This is a genomic window from Mastigocladopsis repens PCC 10914 (genome assembly GCF_000315565.1).
GTDB classification, from domain to species: domain Bacteria; phylum Cyanobacteriota; class Cyanobacteriia; order Cyanobacteriales; family Nostocaceae; genus Mastigocladopsis; species Mastigocladopsis repens.
On sequence record NZ_JH992901.1, the window covers coordinates 3362182 to 3382379 of the forward strand.

The window sequence follows — 20198 nt, forward strand, 5'->3', positions numbered from 1 at the left end:
ATTGCTCACCATAGACTTTTAGCTATCCTTACAGTAAGAAAAGTCTAAATTATGTTATTCATTGAACCTTATGGATTAGTACTGCAAAAGCCATATGGTCATAGTTGTTCGGCAAAGATTATCCCTGGCTTGAAATAAATGTTAAGAGTGGTCTTTATCTCTTGTAGTGGTAGACACTGACTTAAACAAACAGTCTTAGATACAAGGAATGCAGATGCCCGTTCTTGATTATGTTAATAGAAGATACATAGATTTCCCATATTTCTCAGTAAGCTTTATCGAAAAAACACACTCATTAAGAATATGTAAATTTAAAATCTATCTTTGGGTAGTGTAAAACCAGATGATTAACTTTATTACTGTTTAGTCATGGCTTCCTGAAGAAAAGCTATCCACATATCTGGCGGTTCAGAATAATAGTCAATTTCTTCTACCTTATATAGATAAAAGTTAGATCCATCTTGTAAAAGAATATAATCGCCACGTTTAATACCTTTACCTTGCCCTGTCATGTACCCTTGTGTCCAATTATTTACAGGTTCAAATACATAGTCACGTCCGCATACGCATTGGGTATAATCGTGGGTCTTTTGCCGAGAATACTTTAATTTATTTAATAGAAATTTAATTAAAGAAACAAAAATAATACTGGGGTTGATGCCTGACCTAGTAAAAGACATAAAAATGTTGACACAAAGACTACAACTGATTAGCAATTTTCTTTTCTATGATGAGCCTTAAATTTTCAACCTCTTTTTTTAGACATTGTGGTAAAAAGATAAAGAGATAGTAGCTATTTTAAGCTAGTGTCTCTTATAGACAAACAGTTGAACTACCTGAATTAACTCTGACAAACACATAAAGTTAAGCTGACCCCACCTAAATTACGTAGAATTTCGAGGTAACGATGATTAGCAGTTGAGAAAACATTTCATTAGGAGTTGGCAGTTAACAGTTAATAATCAACGACGTCGCAATGACTTTCATCCCACCTCCTAAAATGAAGAGGGTTTTCCCGACAACATTTATAACAGATGCAGATAGTTGATGAGATCCCTTGCCTGAAAACCAGTTTGCTCTCCAGAATCTGGATAACTCCTAAAGCAATCTGTTGGAAGCGTCTTGACAGACTACAAAATCCCTCCAACAGCCTTAACTCAAGAGCATAGCCGAACCATTAAACTTTACTCCTCTAAAAAAAGAGTCGTTTTTGGTATTTCTCATAAATTAGCCGTTAACGTACTTGACACAACCCCATGAGTGCCTGCTATATTAATTGAGGATAAATCAATGGGGCGTAGCCAAGTGGTAAGGCAGCGGGTTTTGGTCCCGCCATCCCTAGGTTCGAATCCTAGCGCCCCAGTAAGATAGAGGGTAGGTCGTTAAGCCTATCCTCTTAGTTTTTCATAAGTCCAGCAACACCCCTTATTCTTGTTAACCCTGTAGCAACTTCTACAGATGCTCGCCGTTAGAACAGGGGGAATGTTACTTCCAGCACTAGAAGCTCTCATGCATACTTAAGGTAAAAAGTCAAATTTCTATCACTGACTTTGATCCGGAAAAGTATGGAGTGCATAAGAATAATGTACTAAACAAGATATAGTGGTTCTCGTTCGTATTCAATACAGCCTGGATAAGAGTTGTGGGGTGGGATGGGCATCTCGCCTGCCCTAGGAGGGGGGAGATGCCCATCTCACAAGAAAAAACGTTGTAGCGCATTCAATTAAAAACTGCTATTGGGCACATACCTGAGCAGAGGTATGTCTCCAAGCAACTTGAAAGTCAAACATCTTTATAGAACCCATTTGAGATCTTTTTGCTAGCTAGCAGCTAATCGTTTGAGCATCAATCGGATAAAACAAAGTTTGAGCTTGGCATTGGCACGAGCGAGTGTGCGGTCAAAGTTTTTGACTAAACTTTTACATCGCTCTACCCAAGCATTGGATCTCTCTATCACCCATCTAGCAGCCACCGGAACAAATCCGGATTGTCCTTTGGCTTGCTTTTCAGCTTTTGATGGCTTGGCAGAGAGTTCAAATTGGATTTTGGTCATGATCTGGGGATAAATTTGCTCTAAGGCCGGGATAATTTTTTCAGGATGATAGCCATGATCTACCAAGATAGTTGTTTTGGGCAATTTCCAGTGGTTTAGATTGGAAATAATCGATATTTTGTGAGAGCATTTCAATCAACCCCTGGTCATCAGATACGTTGGCGGTGGTGCAGTGAGTGAAGAAAGGGAAACCCAATATATCCACTGCTAGATGTCTTTTAATCCCGTTGGTTGCTTTGTAAAAACAAAACCCTTTCGACTCAACACTGGCATTACAAGTATTTTTGACCGCTTGTGAATCAATCAGGATCAGGGTTGTCCAGTGTGGTTTTTTTTTACTTGTTCACGCACTCCCTGATGTAAATTAGCCATAATTGAGTCCAGGATGCCATCTTCACACCACTGCTTGTAATGCCAGAACACAGTAGAATAGGGCGGCAAATCTCTGGGTAAGTCTGCCCAGTTGCAACCATTCTTAAGTTGATAAAATATCCCGTTCAATATTTGCCTCTTTGTCCACACAGGAGGTCTTGTTTTCTTCTTGGTCGGCAATAACGGCTCGATAATTTCCCATTCCAAGTCTGTCACGTCGCTTGAATATCCCATTTTTCGCCCTGACCTGATTCTATTCCACTGTTTGTGCCGATTTTACTTCTTCACCTCAAAGATCTCAAATGGGTTCTATATAGACTATAGACATAAATCAACTGAATGACAAAATTTTCCTGTGTAATGTTACTGTATTTATTAAGTGCATCCCTCCATTGTTATCAGTATTTTTTCCAGACTTCAGACGGGGTGACCTATCTATAAACTTGGTTGATGAAAAAACTCAAGTTACCCTTGAAGGGGTCAAAAGTATGTGATTAGCTAATGTGTTTATTAATGTCCCTGGATGTGTCGAACAACTTGGCAGTCAAACAAACTTAGTTATGTGTGCCAGGATGGAATCGAAGCGTGCAACTACGGAAAACCATAAGTCAGAAAAATTACTAAGGCTATGCTGAAGTCAGACAGATATCCTCACCCGTTGTCAAAAGCTTACACAGCCGAGCAAAATGATGAAGGTGGATTGAATTTCGCTCAACTAGGAGCAACTCTTCGTCGCCGAGCATTATTAATTATTGGTGTAACAGGGGTAGTGGCAACAGCAGCGGTGTTGAAGGCAGAAACAGATCCTCCAGTGTATCAAGGCAAGTTTGAGATTTTAACCAAGCCTGTGACTGGCGAAGGTCGAGCAGTAGCCAACGTCCCTCAAACCCTAAGTTCCCAAGAGGCGGCGATAGCATCTCCTGAGACAGAACAACCGATAGCAACGACTATTCAGGTCTTAGAGAGTCGTGGGATGCTAGATCCAGTTGTTGCAAAGCTTCAGGCTAAATATAAAGATAAATATCCAAAACTGGATTACGACTTTGTCACTGCGTACTTAGAAGTAACATCCCCAAAGCAAAATATATTAGAGGTCGAATTTAAAAGTCCAGATGAAGAATTAGTTCGCGATGTCTTAACTTTATTAAAAGATAGTTATCTTGATTATAGTTTAGGGGAAAGACAGGAGGAAATCAATCAAGCAATTAGTTTTGTCTCCAAACAGACACAACCTTTAAGAATGCGGGTTGGCGCCTGGCAGGAACGACTCAGAACGCTGCGACGAACAAATGACATGGTAGAGCCAGAGCAGAAAGCTCAAGAAGTCTCAAGTCATATTACGACTTTGACGCAACAGCGACTGGAAAATCGGGTGCAGCTAGAACAAATGGTATCCAAGTATCAAGACTTGCAAAGGGAGTTTAGTCAACAACCAGGTGCTTCAGCTAGTAATTCAGTGTTGAGTGACAATCCCCGCTACCAAAAGTTATTAGACCAGCTTTTAGAAGTCAATGCTGAGATTGCTAAACGCTCTACCACGTTTACGGATGAAGAAGAGAGTATGCAGCGTCTTCACCAACAGAAAGCAAACTTAGTCTCATTGGTGGAGGAGGAAAGAGCACGAGTTAATAGAGACTTTCAAAGCCGCATTCAGGAACTGCAAACACGTGATGCATCCTTGGAACAAAAAATAGATAATCTTAATAGACAAGTAAAAGCTTTAGCAACCATCAGCCGGGATTACGACAACATTCAGCGGGAATTAAAGATTGCTACTGAAGGTCTGAATCAATTTACAACTAAAAAACAAGCATTGGAAATTGAGAGAGCTCAAAAGCAGCAGCCTTGGAAGTCTCTTGATCCAAAATTCACTCTCGTGAATGAACCAGAACCTATCTCTGACAGTGCAAAGAGAAACCTGGCTTTGGGGTCGGTGTTAGGATTGCTCTTAGGTACAGGAGCAGCTTTGGTTATGGATAAGCTCAGCAATGTCTTCTACACTTCCAAGGATCTCAAAGATGGTACTGGACTGCCACTGTTGGGCGTAGTTCCTTTAAGAAAAGAAATTGGAGCATTTGCTTGGCAAGAAGCGGCTGGGGGAGTACAACAAGCAGCTCGCGCCTCATTTTTTGAAGTCTTTCGCTCTCTTTACACCAATATTCTTCTTCTTGGATCCGACACGTCTATTCGCTCGTTGGTTATTAGTTCAGCAGGAGCAGAAGACGGTAAGACTACAGTTGCAATACACCTAGCGCTGGCGGCAGCAGCGATGGGGCAAAGAGTATTACTTGTGGATGCTAACTTACGCTTTCCCACTGTACATACTCGTGTAGGTCTGATGAATATTCAGGGATTAACCGATGTCATTTCACAAGACCTAGACTGGAATAATGTGATTGAGCGATCGCCCCTTGAGGACAATTTATTTGTCCTGACTGCTGGTCCAATTCCCCCTGACTCCATTAGGTTGCTTGCATCTCAGAAAATGCAGGATTTGATGAACGAACTGCAAGCTTCCTTTGATTTGGTAATTTATGACACCCCACCTCTTGTAGGGTTTGCAGATGCAAACCTGCTTGCTGCTAACACCAACGGACTCATCCTAGTGGCTGGATTGGGCAAGGTCAAACGTACCATGTTCCAGCAAGCTTTGGAGGAACTTCAAGTCTCTGGAACTCCCATCTTAGGGGTGATAGCAAATAAGTCCAAAGATTTGACACCTGGCTCATATAGCTATTACCAGCAGTATTACAGACAGAGCATAAGCGGTGAAAGAATAGGAGAAGATGATAGCATGAACCCCAGTTCCACATCATCCTTATCTTCTTTCAGAAACGATAGAAGAAATTCATAAGCCATCAGTACAGCACTTTTCATCTATTTGAACCACAATCGAATGTAGGGGTGAACCGCTGTTCGCCCTTACAGTGTGGTCTATTTACCTGAAAATAGCTGTAAACCAGTAAAGTAATGATAGTTCTATTGCCAACGGTTTATTTTACTAGTAATCTGGTGCAATTCTTGAGAAAGAGACTGCAGCAGGAGTGATTGGGCTGAGTGCAGGAAGAAATGATTGCCTGCAAACATCTGTAGAGAGAATGCAGCATTTGTCTGGTTCTGCCAGGCTTGGAGTTCATGACGAGTGACTTCGTGATCCTGTAAACCACCAAAAGCAGTGATAGGACAGTTAAGTGGTGGTTCGTTCATATACACATAAGTTTCCAAAACTGCAAAGTCTGCTCGTAGAATTGGCAGAAGAAGTTGCATCAGATCAGCGTTTTGCAACACCATCTCAGGAGTTCCATTAAGTCGGCGCAGCTCCTCTTTGAACTCAGGCTCTGGTAGAGCGTGGACAGGTGGCTTTGGGTCAGGGATTTGAGGGGCACGCCGACCAGAGATAAAGAGGTGAACTGGAATAACATCATATTCTCTGCGGAGTAGACGTGCAAGCTCAAAGCCGACAAGCGCACCCATACTGTGACCGAAGAAAGCAAACGGCTTGTCTAAATGTGGTAGGAGAACAGGAGCAATGGCTTGGACTAGAGGTTCTAGCCGCGTGAAAGGAGCCAACTTCATTTGTGTTCCCCGTCCCGCCAGTTCAATGGGACAAACTTCAACAGTTGACGGTAGACTGTTAGACCATGTACGAAAAATCAAAGAGCTACCACCTGCGTAGGGGAAACAGAATAAACGCAGGCAAGCTTGAGGATTCGGTTGAGGGCACGTCACCAAAGAATGAAATGTTTGCGTTGTCATACTTCGAGTCTGATATCAAGGTGAAGGTGCGGCTTCTAAAAACGCGGATACACAGAGAAATGGTGATGTTGACCTATTCCCGTGTCACTGTGTCAGCAAAGCTCTCCGCGTGTCCTCGCGTCAGCCTCAAACTATCAATTTTAGCTTAACAGAGTACGAGTGCAACCTAGCAGAAATACTTTGATAGTTAATAATTTTTCTCCATAGGAACGAATAACTTACAGCGGTTTTCAAATCAATGAACCACATCTGCACTCATTTCAATCCCTGTAGAGACGCGCCATGGCGCGTCTCTACAATGTGGTCTATTTACCCTTACCCGAAAATTGCTGTATTTAGGATTGTGCTTTTCCCAGCACCATTTAGACCTTTGATGCCAAGCTTGGCTTTGCACTAGATTAATGCTGACATTCTCTCAGGGGAGGAGCGTTTACGCTGTTTGCGAAAGAAAGGAGAGATTTTCCTAAAAATTCTCTATTGTGAGCGAGCCGACTTAATGTGATTTTATATACTGAGCAAACAGAGTTCGTAGTTGAGTCCCCAGAGAATTTTGAAATATTGAAAACACAATCAAGCTTAGATTATGAAAATTCTTCACAAAACTATCAAAACAGTCATTACTGCTGGTATAGTTGCTACCCTAATCGTGTTCGGAACTCCAGCACTTTCCCATAATGCAAAGCATCATGAACACGAGCATACATCACATCAAATACTCAACGGCAATCCTAATACCAAGCTGCCAGTCTCTTATCAGCCTAGTGCAATTTATTCATCCAATAAAGCTAATTCTGCTCTTGCTCCCTTAGACAACAAAAGCCTTATAAGCAAAAAGATTCTTGCTTATCGGGCAAGTGTTAGAAAGAATGTTGTTGACCTGACCTCAGAAGAGAAACACGCATTCGTTGATGCTGTGCGGACATTAAAAAATACATTTTTAGAGGGGAGCACTGTCAGTATCTATGACCAGTTTGTTGCAGTGCATGTGGCAGCAATGGGTTTAATGTACGAGGGTGCTCAAGGTCCAGCAGCCGGTCATGATGGTGCTCACGAAAGCGATCTATTCCTACCGTGGCATCGTGAGTTTATACACCGTTTTGAAAAAGCTTTGCAATTAGTCAACCCCAAAGTAACAATTCCCTATTGGGATTGGACAGACCCTAAGGCGTTAGAAGTTATCTTTCAAGATGACTTTATGGGACCAAATGGTCAAGGAGTAAACCTCAATATCCCAGATTTAGGTGAGGTTCAAGGGGGACCTGTTGCGTCCGGACCTTTTTCAGCAGCCAATGGATGGATTCTGAGGTCAGACTTACATATTAAGCCATCAGGAGAATCATTCGGCGAGGTACTCTTACGCTTTTTGCAAGTGCCTCCTACAAATAGTTACCCTATTCCTAAAGAAGATGAGGAGCAAATCCTTGCCATTAACGACTATGAAACTTTTCGCCTAGCTCTAGAAGGATTTATTAAACTGGATAGCTCTACTCAACAACCAACATCTGGAGTCTTTCAGCACAACTATTTTCATAGCTTTGTCGGTGGGGCTACTTTTGACCCTGCTGTAGGTCGTCCCGAAGCTTTAGGCACAATGGCTGACCTTGCTAGTGCTATCAACGATCCAGTATTCTGGTTGGTTCATTCCAATGTGGATCGCCTTTGGGCTGAATGGCAAGTCAATGGTCATGCGGGTAGCAATTACTATCCTACCACAGGTGGACATTATGGAGAGAACCTCAACGACCGATTGTGGCCATGGGATGGAGGAGAGTCAATTCCCGCAAATTGGGGTCCGGGGAATTTGTTATCGTTGTTACCTACTTTTTCACCAAATGATATTGTCACACCTGCAGACACTCTAAATTTCAGAAAATATGGCTACACCTATGACACTCTCAAGGGGGCGAATCTAACCAAGCTGATACCAAGTTCATAGTACCTCATACTATTTTTAGGCAACAAATTAGGCAACAAATTAGATCTCCCCAACGCCTTTACAGCGGTTTGCAACTGAGTGAGGTACACAAAGAAATAATGAACCACAGATGGACACAGATGGACACAGATAAATTAGTACTTTATTCAGATGAGAAGCGCTGTAATAAGGGATTGAGGGGAGATCATCTATTTCAAATATTGCTTTTACCTTCTGCCTTTGTTCAGTCAATAAGTATTTATCTCAACATTAATAAGCTCTTAATACTTAGTTAATACGCACTTGATAAGTTAATCTTGCCAGATGGAGTTGGGTTTCATACCAAATCCGCATTTATAACCTCTCTTTGGCTTGGGGTTGGAGCAGGATTTGGTATCCAGCCATATTAACGTTGGCTATTGTCTTATCAAGCTTTAAGTTTCCCCTCTATTTTAAGAATTTCTAAAAAGGATGCGTATGGAGAGTTTTTACTTTGATCGCTTACTATCTACCAAAGCCAAGCGGCGGCGCTTTCTGATTGGTGCTGGAGCAGTGAGCGCCAGCGTAATTGCAAGTCAATGGTCTCACAGAGTTGTTGCACAGCCTAGTTTTTCGGCTTATCCCTTCAGTCTCGGCGTCGCTTCTGGCGACCCTTTACCAGACAGCGTGGTGCTGTGGACGCGACTGGCTCCAGAGCCGTTAAATGGTGGTGGTATGCCATCTATTAATGTGCCAGTCAAGTGGCAAATTGCTGAAGACGAAAACATGACAAAAGTCGTGCGACGGGGGACGGCGATCGCAACGCCGGAATTTGCACACTCTGTCCATGTAGATGTGGGTGGGTTGGAGCCTGAGCGTTGGTATTGGTATCAGTTCAAAGCAGGTAATGAAGTGAGCAACATCGGACGCACCCGCACAGCTAGTGCGCGTAATGCCCGTGTCGATAAGTTTCGCTTTGCCTTTGCCAATTGCCAAGACTGGCAGAACGGTTACTACACAGCTTACCAGCACCTAGCTCAAGAGGAGTTAGATTTGGTCGTTCACCTGGGCGACTATATTTATGAGTACGGACCAGAATCTGGAGGTCCACGCGAACATAATAGTCCTGAAATCGTTACCCTTACCGACTACCGAAACCGCCACGCCCTTTACAAAACTGACTCCAACCTGCAAGCGGCTCATGCTGCTTTTCCCTGGATAGTCACTTGGGACGACCACGAAGTAGAAAACAACTACGCCAGCCTCATTCCAGAAGAAAATCAAAGTTCAGAGGAGTTTGTCACTCGCAGAGCCAACGCTTACCAGGCTTACTACGAACATATGCCCCTACGCCGCTCATCGCTGCCTCAGGGTGCTGATATGCAGCTTTATCGGCGTTTTACCTTTGGGGACATTGTTGAGTTTAACGTGCTAGACACCCGTCAGTACCGCAGTGATCAGCCCTGTGATGATGGCATAAAATCTCGTTGTGCCCAAGCCTTTGATCCAAATGCGACCATGACTGGCGAACAGCAGGAGCAGTGGTTATTTCAGGGTTTGAGTAAGTCTCAAGCTCGTTGGAATATTCTCGCTCAACAAACGATGATGGCAGAATACGACTTTAATGCCCTCCCAGACCAAGAACTCTTTAATCTTGATCAGTGGGACGGTTACGTAGCTGCACGCGATCGCCTATTAGAATTTCTACAACAGCGGCAACCCAGCAACCCAGTCGTCATTACTGGTGACATCCATTCTAGCTGGGTACACGATCTAAAAACTGACTTCAGCAACCCAAACTCAGCCACCGTCGCCACTGAGTTCGTAGGTACCTCAATTTCCTCCGACTTCCCTGAGTCCTTCATTGCCCCGACTGTAGCAGCCCTAAGCGACAATCCTCATACTAAATTCTTTGACGGTCAATACCGGGGTTACGTGCGTTGTCATCTCACATCCGACACTTGGCAAAGTGACTACCGCATTGTTTCCACCATCCGCGAACAGAATGCAACTATCAGCACCTTAGCTTCGTTTGTTGTCCAAAACGGGCGACCAGGCGCTGAACGTACCTAGCATTGGATATCTTGGCAGAAAACCGCTGAAAGTTTCAGCGGTTTCTGTTTGCGGAATACCACTCTTGCAAAAGTCAATTTTTTGAAATTAAACCACAGATGGACACCGATATTTATCTGTGTCTATCTGTGTCCATCTGTGGTTCAAAAATTCATAAATCGTATTTTTGCAACAAGTCTAATGTTTGGTTACAAAGTCTGATTTTCGTCATATCGACGAGGAGTATAAACCCAGAAGCTACCATCACACCTCTGAATCATTCGGGTTTTGCTTGACCCCACAAGAATGACTGTCCGCATATCGGCGAGTTCTGGTGCTAAATGTTCCAGAGTGCAAACCTTCACAGCTTCTCCATTCCTGCCAATATTGCGGGCAAGTACGACTGGAGTCTCAGGATGTTTATGACGCAGTAGGATATTTTTTGCCTCTGTCAGTTGCCAGGTACGCTGCTTCGATACTGGATTATAAAAGGCAATCACAAAATCAGCTCTGGCAGCAGCAGTGATTCGCTGTTCAATAATTGACCACGGCTTCAAGATATCAGACAGGGAGATGGTGCAAAAGTCATGACCAAGCGGCGCACCAATCTTTGCTGCTGCTGCTTGCATTGCCGAAATTCCTGGTGCTACCTGAATTTCGATACCTTGCCATTGGGGTTTTGCCTCCTTCTCAAGCACTTCAAAAACTGCTGCTGCCATTGCATAAATTCCAGGATCACCAGAGGATACCACTGCTACAAAACGCCCCTCTGCCGCTAAATCTAGTGCCATTCGTGCCCGTGCAATTTCTTCTCGGTTGTCAGATTCGTGTCGCTGTTTACCGTTGCCAAGAGAACCCACCAATTCTAGGTAAGTAGAATAACCAACTAAGTCAGTGGCATTACGTAAAATCTCTTTGACTTCTGGCGACATCCAATCGCTTCCTCCAGGACCAGTGCCGATGATTGCCAATCGACCGCGTGGTTTACCTGTGGTGCTGAGATCGATGGGTAGGGGTGCAATGGCAATGGCACAGCTAAAGTCAGATGATTGCTGTTGCATCACCAACCGCCCAGAAGAAGCTGCTAAAGCCGCCCCCACTGCCACATCTGCGGTATTGTTTTGTGACATAACTGTGCTAATCTCATTTGGAGTAAAAAAGCGAATAGGCACGTTGAAGGCGTTGGCAATTGCTTGTAAACTCAGATTGGCAGCATCAAGGGTGCTGGCGAAGACTCCAGCAACGGATGCTGGGGCTAACTCAGCATCAGCCAGCATTTGCTGCACTAGCGCGATTTCCTCGGAACCCCCTTTTGGATTGAGGAAGCTTACCCCAATTGCCACCGTTGCTGGATGATAAACCAAGCGAGTTGATCTGGAAACGACTTGCTTTTCTGTAACGTGTATAATTCTCTCTGCATCCTCGGCAATGGGTAACGAACTATTTCTTAACCAAGGTGCATCGCCCTCCAACCTCACGGAATTTCCCGCCAGCAAGTCAGACATGAAAGATTTAGCGTCATCGGGGTTCGCCAGACGATACCCTGGTGGAGGGTCTTCCAGTGCAATGCCAAAACGGATGTCACCCGTAGTTGTAATGGCAGGTTTGACATCCAGTACGCTGGCGATGTGGCGCGCTAAATTATTTACACCATTGAGTCCGCCCAAAAGTGGCACGACTGCACTACCATCCTCAGCAACTGCAATCACTGGCGGTTCCTGTCGCTTGTTAGCAAGCAATGGCGCGAGGGTTCTGATCAGAATACCTGTAGCACAAATGCCAATGATGGGTGTTCCACTAGCAAATAACTCCCGCAGTGTTGTTCCAAACTCAGTAAAAGTGACATCCACATCAGACGTGCGACCCGCCAGTCCGTATAACTGCGCTCCTGGTAGAACACTGGTAATTTTTTTTGCTACAGGGATGCTGTTCTGACCCAGCACCACAACAGCAAGTGCCATTTTTGACATCATAAATGACTCTTACTTGGAACCAGAACCATTGAAAAGTAAGGCACTTGGGCAGGATCAACGTCATCTAGAGGGATAATTCGTTGTGCCGCCATCGTTCCTCGCTCTATGTAACGCGCCCGTGAGGCAAGCCCTAGTTTATACAAAGCATCACGAACTTTCGTAAAATGCCGTTGCAGCTTAATAATCGCACCAGCATCAGCATTTAACAATTGTGCTTCCAAAACTTCAGCTGGCAGTGTAGCTGGCAGTACACTGAAAACATCGTTACGATAACTCAGGGGGACTCCAAGTGCCGAAGCACATCCCATCGGTGAAGAAACCCCTGGCACAACTTCTGTTTCAAACTGGTCAGACAGTCGTGTAAATACGTACATGAACGAGCCGTAAAACAACGGATCGCCCTCGCACAATACCACCACATCCCGTCCAGCGCCAAGATGTTCTGCAATCGGGGTGACAACTTGGTCATAAATCGGTTGCGCCGCATACGGATCAAGAGCACGCGGGAGATGATATTGTACCTCAATTTGATTGCCAGGCAGATATTGGGCTACGATACCTCTAGCAATACTCTCCTTATCTTCTGCCGATTGATAGGCAACGACTGGACAAGACCGTAATAACCGCAGTGCTTTTAGTGTTAAAAGTTCTGGATCACCCGGTCCCACTCCAACTCCGTAAAGACGACCTTTCGTCATCACTCTTCCTCCCTCGCTAAAGCGTTAACTGCGGCGGCGGCGATCGCACTCCCACCCCGCCGACCATGTAATGTTATAAATGGAACATCACGACTATCTGCTGCCAGTGCGGCTTTCGACTCTGCTGCCCCCACGAACCCCACAGGAAAACCCAAAATCAGCGCAGGTTTCGGAACCCCAGCATCCAGCATTTCCAATAACCGGAATAAAGCGGTGGGTGCATTACCAATTGCGACCACTGCCCCTTCTAACTTTGGTAGCCACAATTCCAAAGCAGCGGCAGAACGGGTGGTTCCCAGTTTTTGGGCAAGTTCTGGCACTTCGGGATCATTAAGGGTGCAAATCACGCAATTGTCTGCTGGCAGTCGCCGCCGCGTAATGCCTTCTGCGACCATCCGACAATCACATAGAATTGGTGCCCCTGCTGCTAAAACTGTACGCCCCGACACCACAGCTGTTGGTGAAGCTGTTATATCATCAACAATATCTGTCATGCCGCAAGCATGAATGAGACGCACGGCAACATGCGCCACATCAGGAGCAAGCACAGACAGATTTGCTTCTGAGCGAATAGTAGCAAAGGATTTGCGATATATTTCGTTACCATCTCGAATGTAGTCAATAGTCATTTGTTTAGTTGATAGTTGTTGGTTGATAGTTGATAGTTGATAGTTGTTAGTTTTTCTACTAACCACTAACTCCTATCCACTAACCACTAACCACTCTCCTTTTTCAAATAACCTTTGCAAGTCTGCAATAGCATATCGGTTGGCGAATTCTCCAAATGACTCATTAGAATTAGCACGTTTTGCCATATAAATTTGCAGCATTCGTTCTATCAATTGGGGCAATTCTGCAAATGGTATCCACTGGTAAAGTTCTCGTCCAAATTTTTCGTTGCTGTTACCGTCACCCACGTAGACTTTATAGCCTTCCACTGTTTCTGTTTGCCCCTCCTGTTCAATACTGACACCTAGTAGAGCGATATCGCTTGTGCTATGCTGGGCACAGGATTTTTGGCAACCTGTAAAGTGAATATTGACTGATTGGTTAAGGAGGACACTGCCGTGGGCTGGTTCCCCGACTTGAGGCAAGTGTCCGTTAGTTAGGCGGTTATCTAAATACTTAGCTAGTGCCAAGGCGTGACCTTTGGTATCCGTTGCTGAAGAGGCACATCCCGTATTCCCAGCGCAGGCGACTAGGGCGCTGCGAATGTTGGTTACAGACCAATGCAATCCTAAGTTTTCGATTATACTTTTTGTATGAGGAATCCACTGTTGAGGAATATCTGATATCAGCAGGTTTTGCCAAGGTGTCAGTCTAAGAGTGCCACTACCGTAGGTTTCAGCAATATCCGCTAATTTACGCATTTGCCAGGTTTCCAATTTACCAACGGGTATCACAACACCGATGTAGGATAGTCCTTTGAGTCGTTGGGGATGGACGCCTATGTGTTGGTATTTGGTAAAGACATTGCGTGCAACGTCTCTACATTCCCATCGCCTCCGCAGTAAATAGGGAAGACAACGCTCAATTTCTTGGAGAAATCTTTCAACGCCTAAGTTGTTCAAAACCTCCCAAAGACGCAATTGGTGAGATTTACGATTAGGAATGATTTTCCCAGTCCCTACAGTTAGATGCTGCAAATAGACTCTCGCCATTGTAGCCACAACCTCTAGACACTCCTCTGGTTTTAGCAGAATGCCTGTATCAATGAATGGTTCAAACAGTGATGCACCTAAATTCAGTTTGAGGCGGAAGTAAACGCTTGTATCATGCATAACAGCAGTCAAGACGATATCATTGAGGCGATCGCCTATCGACACAGAACCACCGCCATCAAAAGCAACACTGAATTTCGGTGAAAGTGGTGCTAGCTCCGCATGAGTTGTAATATAATTATCCAACTCGCGGATCAGCGCTCGAGTATCAATTAATTCGTATGGGTCGATGCCAGCTGTGGGACTACCCATGATGTTGCGGAGATGATCAACTTCTGGAATGGCTGAAGCTATGCCAATTTCCTGTAGGACTCTCAAAACATCAGCAGTCATTTCCTTGCGGATTTCACGGACTTGGAGGTTGGCACGATTGGTAACATTGACATACCCAGTCCCAAACTCATCAGCTAAGTCAGCTATGACACGACACTGCCCTCCTGACAGTATTCCTCCAGGTATGCGAATGCGAGATAATATACCATCTCGTGCGGACGTTTTATAAAAAAGACCAGGACAACTGACAAAATGACTCGGTAATGGCACGCCTGCAACTCCTTCCCTGTGCAACGCAGGGAGCAGATAATAACTGTGTCTACAAGACACCCTTGAAGTCAGCATTCTGACTAAACGAATTTGTTAGTTGTTGGTTGTTAGTTGTTAGTTGTTGGTTGTCTAATAACCACTACCCACTAACTACTACCCACTAACCACTACCAAAATCGGATTACAGCTGCGGCACAGTCCCGGAATCTCACCGAACTTTCCCGACTCCAAGTGTGTGTAGTTTAGCATGAGATAATAGCCTTACTTGTTTTTGCTAAATCTCTTAACTCTTCGAGCAGTCGCTAGATGCACAAATGGTTATCCGTGGTAGGTATTGGTGAGGATGGGCTATCGGGATTAAGTGCAATCGCCTGTTCTCTCATTGAGCGTGCAGAAGTGATCGTCGGGGGAAAACGCCATCTCGCCATGTTACCACCAGACGATCCGCGCGAGAAACTCATCTGGACTTCCCCCATCAGTCATTCGATAGAAGAAATTCTCCGTCGTCGGGGTCAGTCTGTTTGCGTATTGGCAAGTGGCGACCCCATGTGTTTTGGTATCGGTGTCACACTCACCCGCAAGATTCCCATTTCTGAGATGACCATCATCCCCGCACCGTCATCCTTCAGCCTCGCTTGTGCCAGACTAGGATGGTCACTGACCGAAGTAGAGACATTAAGTTTAAACGGTCGTCCCCCTGCACTCATCCAAACCGCTATCTACCCGAAAGCGTGTCTATTAATATTAAGTGAAGGGAAGGAAACCCCGGCAATTGTCGCTGACATCTTGACAAAGCGTGGTTTTAGTGGTAGTAAAATAATCGTCTTGGAACACATGGGCGGTTCTCAGGAAAGAATAATCTCAGGTACAGCCGGCTCATGGACGACAACAGAACTGGCTGATTTAAACACCATCGCTGTAGAGTGCATTGCTGATGCTGGAGTCGTTTCTTTACCCCGGTTAGCAGGACTGCCGGATGATGCCTATCATCATGATGGACAGCTAACCAAGCGTGAAGTGCGGGCGATAACACTCTCCGCTTTAGCTCCCACGCCAGGACAGTTGTTGTGGGATGTGGGTGCTGGGTGTGGTTCCATTGGTATTGAGTGGATGCGGAGTCATCCTCGGTGTCGGGCGATCGCCATAGAGCAAAACTCCACCCGACTACAATATATTGCTGACAACGCCGCCGCCCTTGGTACACCTTATTTACAAATTGTTGCAGGTAAGGCTCCCGCTGCACTAACAGACTTGCCCCAACCAGACGCCATTTTTATTGGTGGTGGTGCAACGACAGAAGGTTTATTTGAGGTGTGTTGGGAAGCTTTGCTTGCGGGTGGGCGTTTTGTTGCCAATGCAGTTACGGTTGAAAGTGAACAGAAGCTGTTGCAATGGCACAATCAAGTAGGTGGGGAGTTGATTCGCGTTGCTGTGCAACGGGCTGCTCCTATTGGCGGGTTTTTGGGATGGAAGCCGATGGTGCCGGTGACACAGTGGGTGGTGGTGAAGTAGTAAGGCAGAAGGGACAGGAAAGGTAGTCTATATCTCTCTAGAGGATTATATGCAGAAAAATTTCGTTTAATAATGAGTTAGACGCAGTGTTCCTACTTTATTAGGTAGTAGCTTGTTCAGAAATTTGGTCGATTTTACGCCTGATTGCAGCATAAGCCTCCTCTTTTGTTGGAAACCACTCTGGAATACCAGTGGAGGCTATGCTGTCGTCCCGATTCCCCTACATATATTGTGGGACGTTATAGTTGATTTCGTTCCTCATCTAACTGGTGGAGAAGATGGTTGTCTATTGGAAGTATTCAACGCTGTTACACTGTGAGTAAAATTCAACATTCTGCATATTAGCGATGCGTTCAATAGAGCAACTAACAGAAGAAGTCCTATCTTTGCCCAGTGAATCAAGGGCACTCCTAGCTGAGAAGCTGGTAGAAAGCTTGGAATTCGATACTGATCCAGCAATTCAAGCAGTTTGGACTACAGAGGCAAAAAGACGGCGAGATGAAGTCCGAAGCGCTGCAGTCCAACCAATTGCTGGGGAAGAAGCGTTAGCTCAGGTAAGGCAACTGCTTGAGCAATGAAGTATGTATTTCATCCTGAGGCGCTGAGTGAATATGCTGAGGCTGTTCAATACTATGCAGAGCAACGTAATGAGGTAGCGCAATTAGAGAATCTCCAACTCGATGGCGCGTCATTGATGAGGATATTCGGCGATGTCTGACGCGAAAATTTCCGTATGGAATTCTTTATACAATCGAGCAAGACTACATCCTCATTTTGGCTGTGATGCATTGCAGTCGAGAGCCTGGATATTGGAAGAGTCGCACAGAGTAGAAGCAGTTCCAGTCTAACACTGTTCTCGTAAGGAGTCTTGCCATGACGCTTGAGTTGTATAAGGAGGTTGCTTTAACTCTCGACTTACCAGAGCATCAGCTTATAGCGGGTGATATTGCAACGTTAGTTCTCGCTCTTGCAAAACTTCTATGTAAAGAGCGATCGCTTCTTCAATGTTTTCTGCAATGTTTGCTCTTAGCGTCCTCACGGGTTTTTCCTTGGCTAATGTAACTGGGCAAACTCCCTAAGCCCTAATAATTGCTTCAAATTCTTCCAACGCTTGAACACTTCCCACCTGCCAAGCACGTTCCACTACACCGGGAATAATTTGCACCAGAGGCATCTCTTCAAAAATGGGACTACTGTCAGATATTAAGTATATTGCATCTCTAAGCACATAGATATTGAGGCTGCCGCTATCATAAACCCACACTTCTGGGACACCAATTGCTCTATACGCATCGAGAGTGGTTTTAGAAGTGACATCTGTTTCAATTGCTAAATCCGGTGGTGGATCGTCTGCTTCCAAGCGACGACGACCAATCATGCGTTGATAATTCTGGATATAAAAGCAACCATCAGGTTCAACTCCTGCTGAACCTTCCCGTTTAAAAGTCGTGGAACCAAAAGGCTGGTATCGCATACCCTTAGCCTTTAGTAATGTTTTGACAATATCACAAAGGAGGTCTCTGGGAATTTCATGTTCGGGTAGGGGAACCATAATTTCTAAAGTACCCTTGCTGTAGGCTACTCTCGCACTTCGGCGTTCTCCCAATTCCTCCAAAATCGACTCAAATTCCTGCCAACTCACATTTGGGATGGTGACTGCGCTACCAGGAGCCAACTGCATCTGGCTAACAGGTTTGACAACGAGAGTGACAGCAGTCATAACTTAAGAATGAAAAATAATCTTTCAAATTTTATAGTAGCTGATTTACCAACCACGCTACAGCGCTCTCTACATCACTCACCTGTTCTCCTGGTGGAGTCGCTGGACGCTTCACCATGACTACCTTCACCCCAAGCTCCCGCGCTGCAATAATCTTGGCATAGGTAGCATCACCGCCGCTATTCTTACTGACTATAGTATCAATCTGATGTGAAATCAACAGTTTTCGCTCATTATCTAGGGCAAAGGGACCGCGATCGCACAATATCATCCCTGGTGGTACCAATGCATCAGGAGTGGGGGGGTCGATAAGCCGCATCAGGAACCAAATATCTTCCAGACTGGCAAAGGGTGCGAGTTGCTGCCTACCAACGGTTAGGAATACACGCTGGGCAAATTCAGGTAATACGGCGGCGGCTGCTTCCACACTATCAACTTCAACCCACTGGTCATCAAGAAGACGCTTCCATGCAGGACGGATGAGCATCAGATGCGGTATTTTACAGGTAGTAGCGGCTGCTGCTGCATGAAAAGATATCTGTGCGGCAAAAGGATGAGTCGCATCAATGAGCACATCTATTTTGGCATCACGCAGGTATTCAACCAGCCCCGCTTCACCGCCGAAACCGCCGATACGCACCATTCCTGCTGGGGCTTGTGGTTGACTGGTGCGACCTGCTAGAGATGTGATAACTTGTACCTCTGGGATAGCCGAGGCTTGAGCAGCTAATTGAGCAGCGTCACCTGTTCCGCCAAGAATAAGAAGACGTTTCATCTAACAGTTCTTTTGCTTGCGAGTCTTGGCTGATAATTTCACCTTTGCGGTCAAATAAAACAGTACCAACTTTGAGGGGAACATTGGCATATTTTTGCACGTAAGCAGTAGCTTTGTGACTAATTTTTTCCGCCAGTATCCTAAATACTGATTCTGCCAGTCCCAGTTCTATTAATTTTTTGTGTGCTGCATCGGCAGTCTTAGCATCTAAAACTGCCTGCACTGCTTGTAAATCACCACCAACAGCAACCACCGCTGCACTAATAATTTCTAATTTGGCATCTGCTAAATGACTAGACGTATTGAAAATGCCACCTGCTAGCTTAATCAGTTTACCTTGATATCCCAGCAACAAAATAGAATTTGCTTGGTACAGTCCGGCTTCTACCAACAAGGCACCAATCCAGTTGCCTGTTTGCACAATTGCTGATTCTGGTATGCCTAAACGTTGTGCCACTTGCATACCATTGCTACCAATACAAAATACGAGATTAGGACAAACTTTGACTTTATCGTGCAACGACAGCCGAAATTCTTCCAAGTGGTCAGCCGCAGACAGGGGTTGAGAAATTCCGCTGGTTCCCAATAAAGACAATCCCTCTAAAATGCCAAAGGCTTCATTGGAGGTACGTTTCGCTAGCTGACGACCTTCGGGAAGAATAATTGATACGGTTGCTGTTTGCTCTGGGGGAATGAGAGGTAGTAAATTAGCATCAAACAAGCGACGGGCATAGTTGTAAATTGCTGCTTCTCCAGAGGCTGTTTTTCCCAAACCCTCTCCCGCTTCTAAAATCAGGGCTTGCGATCGCCTTTCGGACAACCTCACCCAAGCCCAAATGGGCGTGTTCCTTGTCAAATCTAAGTTATCACCTGGATCGCTCAGTGTCACTGCTAAGGCACTTTGAGCATCTAAAGCTGCAACCTGAGAAATGGGAATCTCTGCTTTTTCAGGGAGGAGGTCAATCTCAACGGACAGTTGAGATTCTATTTTTTCACGCAGATGCATCAAAGCAGCTTTAGCCGCCGCTACTACAAACACTGGTAGGGTATAACCTGTACGAGCCATATGGCTGTCAAATGAGTTTTTAGAAACATCTTCGCTTCTACTATAAGAAAGAAAGCGCCTCCC

19 protein-coding genes and 1 tRNA gene are annotated in these 20198 nt (G+C 45.0%); 8 read left to right on the top strand and 12 right to left on the bottom strand.

From position 1 onward, the window contains the following. Positions 1–356: 356 nt before the first annotated feature. A complete protein-coding gene (locus MAS10914_RS0117155) occupies positions 357–680 on the bottom strand; it encodes a hypothetical protein (protein ID WP_017317182.1) in 324 nt (107 codons plus the stop codon). Positions 681–1291: 611 nt separating this feature from the next. Between MAS10914_RS0117155 and MAS10914_RS0117160 the strand changes: the two genes are divergently transcribed. Further along, a tRNA-Gln gene (locus tag MAS10914_RS0117160) sits at positions 1292–1363 on the top strand. 456 nt (positions 1364–1819) lie between these two features. Here the strand turns inward: MAS10914_RS0117160 and MAS10914_RS35625 are convergent. Genes MAS10914_RS35625 through MAS10914_RS0117170 form a run of 3 tightly spaced genes read right to left on the bottom strand, consistent with a single transcriptional unit; the run spans position 1820 to position 2659 of the window. Beyond that, positions 1820–2137 (bottom strand): transposase, encoded by a 318-nt coding sequence (locus tag MAS10914_RS35625; protein ID WP_017317183.1) that lies wholly within the window; start codon positions 2135–2137, stop codon positions 1820–1822. Then, on the bottom strand, positions 2094–2366 hold the full coding sequence (locus MAS10914_RS36425) for a transposase (RefSeq protein ID WP_332248838.1): 273 nt from the start codon (positions 2364–2366) through the stop codon (positions 2094–2096). Before MAS10914_RS36425 ends, MAS10914_RS35625 begins: the two co-directional genes overlap by 44 nt. Next, positions 2363–2659 carry a transposase gene (locus tag MAS10914_RS0117170; protein WP_017314682.1) on the bottom strand — a complete coding sequence of 99 codons (297 nt, stop codon included), beginning with the start codon at positions 2657–2659 and terminating at the stop codon, positions 2363–2365. The genes MAS10914_RS36425 and MAS10914_RS0117170 overlap by 4 nt, the downstream gene beginning before the upstream one ends. 394 nt (positions 2660–3053) lie before the next feature. Between MAS10914_RS0117170 and MAS10914_RS0117175 the strand changes: the two genes are divergently transcribed. Further along, positions 3054–5279, top strand: coding sequence for a GumC family protein (locus MAS10914_RS0117175; protein WP_017317184.1), 2226 nt, complete (start codon positions 3054–3056; stop codon positions 5277–5279). A gap of 125 nt (positions 5280–5404) precedes the next feature. Here the strand turns inward: MAS10914_RS0117175 and MAS10914_RS0117180 are convergent, their stop codons facing one another. Next, a complete protein-coding gene (locus MAS10914_RS0117180; RefSeq protein WP_017317185.1) occupies positions 5405–6181 on the bottom strand; it encodes a thioesterase II family protein in 777 nt (258 codons plus the stop codon). Between the two features lie 583 nt (positions 6182–6764). On the opposite strand from MAS10914_RS0117180, the gene MAS10914_RS0117185 reads away from it, so the two are divergent. Beyond that, positions 6765–8117, top strand: a complete 1353-nt coding sequence (locus MAS10914_RS0117185) for a tyrosinase family protein (protein ID WP_017317186.1) — start codon at positions 6765–6767, stop codon at positions 8115–8117. Positions 8118–8573: 456 nt separating this feature from the next. Further along, positions 8574–10148 (top strand): alkaline phosphatase D family protein, encoded by a 1575-nt coding sequence (locus tag MAS10914_RS0117190; protein WP_026082613.1) that lies wholly within the window; start codon positions 8574–8576, stop codon positions 10146–10148. Between the two features lie 188 nt (positions 10149–10336). On the opposite strand, the gene cobJ is transcribed toward MAS10914_RS0117190, so the two are convergent. The 4 genes from cobJ to cobG form a co-directional block, all read right to left on the bottom strand. Further along, positions 10337–12097 carry a precorrin-3B C(17)-methyltransferase gene (gene cobJ / locus MAS10914_RS0117195; protein ID WP_017317188.1) on the bottom strand — a complete coding sequence of 587 codons (1761 nt, stop codon included), beginning with the start codon at positions 12095–12097 and terminating at the stop codon, positions 10337–10339. After that, complete coding sequence (locus tag MAS10914_RS0117200; protein WP_017317189.1) at positions 12097–12798, bottom strand: precorrin-2 C(20)-methyltransferase; 702 nt, start codon at positions 12796–12798, stop codon at positions 12097–12099. Before MAS10914_RS0117200 ends, cobJ begins: the two co-directional genes overlap by 1 nt. Continuing rightward, the gene (locus MAS10914_RS0117205; protein WP_026082614.1) at positions 12798–13427 is read right to left on the bottom strand and encodes a precorrin-8X methylmutase; all 630 of its coding nucleotides are present in this window, start codon (positions 13425–13427) and stop codon (positions 12798–12800) included. Before MAS10914_RS0117205 ends, MAS10914_RS0117200 begins: the two co-directional genes overlap by 1 nt. Before the next feature lie 72 nt (positions 13428–13499). After that, complete coding sequence (gene cobG, locus MAS10914_RS0117210; protein ID WP_017317191.1) at positions 13500–15062, bottom strand: precorrin-3B synthase; 1563 nt, start codon at positions 15060–15062, stop codon at positions 13500–13502. A 306-nt stretch (positions 15063–15368) separates the two neighbouring features. Here cobG and MAS10914_RS0117215 point away from each other — a divergent pair, with 306 nt between their 5' ends. The 4 genes from MAS10914_RS0117215 (at position 15369) to MAS10914_RS35635 (ending at position 17422) form a co-directional block, all read left to right on the top strand. After that, the gene (locus MAS10914_RS0117215) at positions 15369–16574 is read left to right on the top strand and encodes a bifunctional cobalt-precorrin-7 (C(5))-methyltransferase/cobalt-precorrin-6B (C(15))-methyltransferase (protein ID WP_017317192.1); all 1206 of its coding nucleotides are present in this window, start codon (positions 15369–15371) and stop codon (positions 16572–16574) included. Positions 16575–16921: 347 nt separating this feature from the next. Further along, positions 16922–17152, top strand: a complete 231-nt coding sequence (locus MAS10914_RS0117220) for an addiction module protein (RefSeq protein WP_017317193.1) — start codon at positions 16922–16924, stop codon at positions 17150–17152. Beyond that, positions 17149–17292, top strand: coding sequence for a hypothetical protein (locus MAS10914_RS35630; protein WP_232224178.1), 144 nt, complete (start codon positions 17149–17151; stop codon positions 17290–17292). Before MAS10914_RS0117220 ends, MAS10914_RS35630 begins: the two co-directional genes overlap by 4 nt. Then, complete coding sequence (locus MAS10914_RS35635) at positions 17285–17422, top strand: hypothetical protein (RefSeq protein ID WP_232224179.1); 138 nt, start codon at positions 17285–17287, stop codon at positions 17420–17422. Before MAS10914_RS35630 ends, MAS10914_RS35635 begins: the two co-directional genes overlap by 8 nt. 227 nt (positions 17423–17649) lie before the next feature. Here the strand turns inward: MAS10914_RS35635 and MAS10914_RS0117235 are convergent, their stop codons facing one another. Genes MAS10914_RS0117235 through cbiD form a run of 3 tightly spaced genes read right to left on the bottom strand, consistent with a single transcriptional unit; the run spans position 17650 to position 20135 of the window. Then, entirely contained in the window at positions 17650–18294 is a 645-nt protein-coding gene (locus MAS10914_RS0117235; RefSeq protein ID WP_017317195.1) for a Uma2 family endonuclease, read from the bottom strand. 31 nt (positions 18295–18325) lie between these two features. Further along, positions 18326–19069, bottom strand: coding sequence for a cobalt-precorrin-6A reductase (locus MAS10914_RS0117240; RefSeq protein WP_017317196.1), 744 nt, complete (start codon positions 19067–19069; stop codon positions 18326–18328). Continuing rightward, entirely contained in the window at positions 19035–20135 is a 1101-nt protein-coding gene (gene cbiD / locus MAS10914_RS0117245; RefSeq protein WP_017317197.1) for a cobalt-precorrin-5B (C(1))-methyltransferase CbiD, read from the bottom strand. The genes MAS10914_RS0117240 and cbiD overlap by 35 nt, the downstream gene beginning before the upstream one ends. Positions 20136–20198 lie beyond the last annotated feature (63 nt).